The 4,801-nt window shown below is 70.6% G+C and carries 4 protein-coding genes and 1 pseudogene; 3 read left to right on the top strand and 2 right to left on the bottom strand.

All coding sequences use genetic code 11. The annotated features are described in order from the left end of the window. The 3 genes and pseudogenes from AC5LUJ_RS02410 to AC5LUJ_RS02400 form a co-directional block, all read left to right on the top strand. A pseudogene (locus tag AC5LUJ_RS02410) lies at positions 1-467 on the top strand (hypothetical protein); the annotation flags it as partial. A gap of 135 nt (positions 468-602) precedes the next feature. Continuing rightward, the gene (locus tag AC5LUJ_RS02405) at positions 603-806 is read left to right on the top strand and encodes a DUF7455 domain-containing protein (RefSeq protein ID WP_250285936.1); all 204 of its coding nucleotides are present in this window, start codon (positions 603-605) and stop codon (positions 804-806) included. A gap of 439 nt (positions 807-1,245) precedes the next feature. Continuing rightward, the gene (locus tag AC5LUJ_RS02400; RefSeq protein ID WP_250285935.1) at positions 1,246-2,139 is read left to right on the top strand and encodes a YihY/virulence factor BrkB family protein; all 894 of its coding nucleotides are present in this window, start codon (positions 1,246-1,248) and stop codon (positions 2,137-2,139) included. Here AC5LUJ_RS02400 and AC5LUJ_RS02395 read toward each other — a convergent pair. Both AC5LUJ_RS02395 and AC5LUJ_RS02390 read right to left on the bottom strand, forming a co-directional pair. Next, complete coding sequence (locus AC5LUJ_RS02395; protein WP_250285934.1) at positions 2,133-3,206, bottom strand: LCP family protein; 1,074 nt, start codon at positions 3,204-3,206, stop codon at positions 2,133-2,135. The genes AC5LUJ_RS02400 and AC5LUJ_RS02395 overlap by 7 nt on opposite strands. Before the next feature lie 343 nt (positions 3,207-3,549). Continuing rightward, positions 3,550-4,680, bottom strand: a complete 1,131-nt coding sequence (locus AC5LUJ_RS02390; RefSeq protein WP_493464381.1) for a CaiB/BaiF CoA transferase family protein — start codon at positions 4,678-4,680, stop codon at positions 3,550-3,552. Positions 4,681-4,801: the final 121 nt, after the last annotated feature.

Below are 4,801 nucleotides of genomic sequence, written 5' to 3'. Positions count from 1 at the left end.
CCGTGTCCGGCGCGCCTTCCGTGCCCGCCGCGCCTTCCGTGCCCGCCGTACATCCCCCGGCCACGGCAGTTCCCGTGCCGGCAGCGGTCGCCGCCGGCAGCACCGATATCGCCGACCTCGCCGACCTCGCCGGCACGTCCGAACCAGCCAACACCGCCGCGCTCGCAGGCACCGCCGCGCTCGCAGGCACGGCCAGGACAGCCACGGCCGGTATCGCGGACGCCGTCGGTGCCGCCGACGCCGTTGGCCCCACCGACGGCGTCGGCCCCACCGACGGCGCTGGTGACGCCGATGCCGTCGACGACACCGCCGGGCAGGCCGACCTCGCCGCACGGACGTCGCCGACGCCCCGGAACGGGCGCACGGGCACCGCCGGCCGGGCCGGGGAACGCGGCTCCGGTGGCCGCAAGAACCGCAAGTCCGTACCGGCCTGGGACGACATCGTCTTCGGCGCGCGCCGTACGTGATCACCACACCTATGATCATCACGACTCCCGCCGTGCCCCGGCCCTGACCTGCGTCGCCGACGGCTCCGAGAGGCCTGAGGGAACCGTCACACCGCTGGGCGGAACCAAATCCCGACGAAGACTGTTGAAGATGGTGTGACTGGAACCACTACCAGACCGACGCTGACCAACCTCGACCGGTGTGACCGGTGCGGCGCGCAGGCGTATGTGCGGGTCGTGCTTCCCGGTGGCGGCGAACTGCTGTTCTGCCGGCATCACGCCAAGTCCCACGACTCGAAGCTACGAGCCGTGGCCGTCGAATACCATGACGAAACAGACAAACTGACCGTCTCTCCCTGACCGCCCGCCACCCGGCGGCGGACATCGGCCCGGCGATCCCCCGCGGACACGATCACACGTTGTCAGCGGGGGCATTTTGATGTGGCCCGGAGGCATGGCTCGTCGACCGACGGCATGCCTCCGTTATCCATGCCGGCGCAACCAGGCCAGCGCAACTGGTGACATCGGCAGCGGCCGGCCGGCCGGGTTCCAGGCCAATCGACGACCGCTGGAGCCGCTGTGAACCCGAGGCCGTACCGTTGGTCCGGTGTGGTTGGCGAACAGGTTGCTGTCCGCGGTGCTCCAGACGCCTGGTCCCGCGTCCGATGCGTCGCGGCCCGCTGATCTGACGCATCCTGCTTCCGCCGCGCTGCCAGGTCTCGCGCCACCGTCAGGCCCCGTGTCGCCGTTGCCGGCCCGGGCTCCGAGAACAGTGCCCTCCCTGCTCGGACGGGTGTCGATGCGTGTTCTCACCCTCGCCCGCCGGACCGCGGCCCGTGCCTGGCGCGACCGCGTGCTCGGCCTCGCGGCCGAGGCCGGCTTCTGGCAGCTGCTGTCGCTGCCTCCCTTACTACTGGCGATCCTCGGCACCATCGGCTACGTCGGGGACGCGGTCGGCGCGGACGCCGTCGACAGCATCCGTCAGAGTCTGCTGAACGCCGCCGACGACCTGCTGACACCCTCGGTCGTCGACAACGTGATCCGCCCCACGATCAACGAGATCCTCACCCACGGGCGCCCGGATGTGATCTCGATCGGTTTCCTGCTGTCGCTGTGGACCGGGTCGTCGGCCATGGCGACCTACGTCAACACCATCACGATCGCCTACGGCCAGCGCCAGCTGCGATCAGCCGTACGCAGCCGGCTACTGGCACTGCGACTGTACCTGGCCCAGGTGGCCAGCGGTGTGATCCTGTTGCCCTCGCTCGTCCTCGGGCCGGACCTGATCTCGGAACTGCTCGACGCCAACCGCCACCACCTCGTCGGCTGGCTGCTGACGGTCCTGTTCTGGCCGGTGGTCGCGGTCCTCTCCCTGACGATGCTGACCTCGCTGTACCACCTGTCGTTGCCGTCCCGGCGCCCGTGGCGGCGGGCGCTGCCCGGCGCCCTGCTGGCCATGGTGGTCTGGAACGTCGGCAGCTACCTGCTGCGGCTGTACCTGGAAACGGTCTTCGGCAATGAACTGATCTACGGCTCGGTGGCGGCGCCCGTGGCCGCGCTGCTGTTCTTCTACATCACGGCGTTGGCCGTCCTGCTCGGCGCCGAACTGAACGCCGCCATCGACGAGCGCGGTGACCACACCCCGTCACCGGGCCACACGCCGCCGGGCCAGCGGCGGCCGGAGGTTCAGTAGGTGCACGATCCCGCGGTGGCGTCGGTCGTGGCCGTGGCGGCCACCAGGGTGATGGCCGGCCCGGCCGGCCCGCCCAGCGGGCCACCGTCGACGGCCGCGGCGCTCGCGGAGGACGGCCGCCGGCCGGAGAGATCCGCCAGGAAGGCCGCCAGCTTGTTCGGGTCGGTGAGCAGCACGGACTGGCCGCCTGCCTGACCAGGCGACGCCGGGACGGTCTCGAAGCGGACACCCCCGCTGCCCACGCCACGCAGCCGGACGGCCAGTGGCTGCAGGTCGGTCAGGGAGGTGCCGGCGTCGACGGTCACGGACGAGGTGGCCGCGTCCAGCAGGGAAGCCAGCCGGACCGGGTTGACCAGGGTCGAGGTGCTGGTCGCCGACCGGAAGACCACACCGATGAACTGCTGCTGACGCCGGATCCGGTCGAGGTCGCCCTCGGGCAGGCCGTACCGCTGGCGGACGAAGGCCAGCGCCTGCTCGCCGTTGACCCTGTTGTCGCCGACCTGGCCGTGCCAGCCCGACATCTTGTCGTCGAGGTTGCTCCGGCTCCCGTTGGGCAGCGGTTTCACGCACACGGTCACCCCGCCGAGGGCGTCCGTCATCCGTTGGAACCCGATGAAGTCGATCTGCAGGTAGTGGTCGATACGGATCTTCGTCAGCGTCTCGATGGTCCGTACCAGCAGGGACGGCCCGCCCAACGCGAACGCGGCGTTGAGCTTGGACTTCCGCGCGGCGTGGGCGCGGCCGGCGGAGTCGGTGTAGGCGGGGATCGTCACCCACAGGTCCCGGGGGAACGAGGCGAGCGTGGTGGAGCCATCGGCGTCCAGGTGGGCGAGGATCGTGGTGTCCGACCGCTGGCCCTCGACCTCACCGAACTCCCCGTCCGTACCGCTGCGGCTGTCCGAGCCGACGAGCAGGATGTTGCGGGTACCGCCGCCGGCCCCGCCCGGCCGCCGCTCGGTGCCGGGGAAGGCCAGCGACACATGGGTGACCTTGTTGTCATAGTGCCGCAGGGCCAGCCAGCCCCCGCCGGAGACGGCCAGTACGAGGACGGACGCCAGCGCCGCCACGCCGGTGACCAGGCGGCGCCCAGTGGAGCGCCGGGGCGGTAAGGGCTCGGGCGGCGGCTGTGACGGCTGGAACGGCGGCGGCTGCGACGGCGGTGGCTGCTGCCATCCGGGCTGCGGCGGTGGCTGCTGCCACCCGGGAGCCCCGCCCGGGGGCCGGCGCTCCTCAGGCCATCCAGGCCGCCGCCCCGCTCGTCCGGGCCCGTCCGGAGGCCACGTCATGACCACGTCCCCTCGTCCACCCCACCGCTCGCCATCCCTGTCGACGTCCGGTAGCCGTTGGAATGTTCCCGGTCCCGGGTGTCGCGCCCACGACTTCCACCGCCGTCACCGGCGCACCGCCGGATCAACCGAACTCGGCCCGGATCGCGGGGCCGTCCGCGTCGAGTACCGGTTCCGGCGGCCGCCGGGAGTCCTGCGGCCAGTCCGCCATCTTCACCGGATTCCCGGGCAGCGGAAGGCCCCCGGCGTCGACCACCATGCCGCGGAAAACAGCCTGTTCGGAGGAGACCGCCTCCGCCACGTTGTTGATGGGGCCACAGGGTATGCCCGTCGCACCCAGCACTTTCAGCCAATACGCAGCCGGCTGGGCACGAAGAGTCCGCTCCGCTTCCTGCTTGAACGCCTCCCGGGCCGCCAGCCGGGCACTGTTGGTGACGAACCGCGGATCCGTGCCGAGATCCGGGCGGTCCAGCGCGCGGCACAGCCCGGCGAAGAGGCTGTCGTTCGCGGCACAGATCACAATGCTGCGGTCCGCGCAGGCGAACGTGTCGAACGGCGCGATCGAGTAATGTGCGTTGCCGATGCGCGGCGGCGTGACACCGGTCGCCAGATAGGACAGGGCCGCACCCTCGAGCAACGACAGTGTGGCGTCGAACATGGCTATGTCGATATGGGTACCGCGGCCGGTGGCCAGCCGCCCGTACAATGCGGCCCCGATCGCGCCGAAAGCATACAGACCGGCCGCAAGGTCCGCGATCGGGACGCCGGGCTTCACCGGGTCGCTGTCCGGTGACCCGGTGATCGACATAATCCCGGTGGCGGCCTGCACGACCGCGTCGTAGGCCGGCCGGTTTCGCCACGGGCCGGTCCGCCCGAAGCCGGAGATGCTCACGTAAACCAGTCGAGGATTACGTCCCGACAACGTGCCCCAGCCGAGACCGAGCCGGTCCATCACGCCGGGCCGGAAGTTCTCCACCAGCACATCGGCGCGGTCGATGATGGAAAGTAACGTCGCGTGGTCGTCCGGATCCTTCAGATCGAGCGCGATCGACTGTTTGCCGCGGTTCACCCGGGCGAAGTACAGCGACCGGTCGTCCATGAACGGACCGTAGGAGCGGGAGTCATCCCCGTGACCGGGACGTTCCACCTTGATGACCCTCGCCCCGAGATCGGCGAGCATCAGCGTGGACAACGGCCCGGCCAATACCCGGGTGAGATCGACGACAAGAAGGCCATCCATGGGACCCGGCGACATAGGCACTCCTGGGACGCTACCCGCCACGGACCGCCGCGGCCTACCGTTGGAACCATGAGTACGCGCCCGAGTGCTTCCCCGCCTTCTACCGGCAGATCCGAGCAGCCTACCGACAGATCCG

The sequence above is a fragment of the Protofrankia sp. CiP1_Cm_nod3 genome, from assembly GCF_982290655.1.
This window is presented reverse-complemented; position numbering and strand designations above follow the sequence as displayed.

Bases quoted from the DNA above. Each gene is read 5' to 3' on its own strand.
- AC5LUJ_RS02400 (WP_250285935.1), top strand. From the start codon at position 1,246: ATGCGTGTTCTCACCCTCGCCCGCCGGACCGCGGCCCGTGCCTGGCGC.
- AC5LUJ_RS02390 (WP_493464381.1), bottom strand. From the start codon at position 4,680: ATGTCGCCGGGTCCCATGGATGGCCTTCTTGTCGTCGATCTCACCCGG.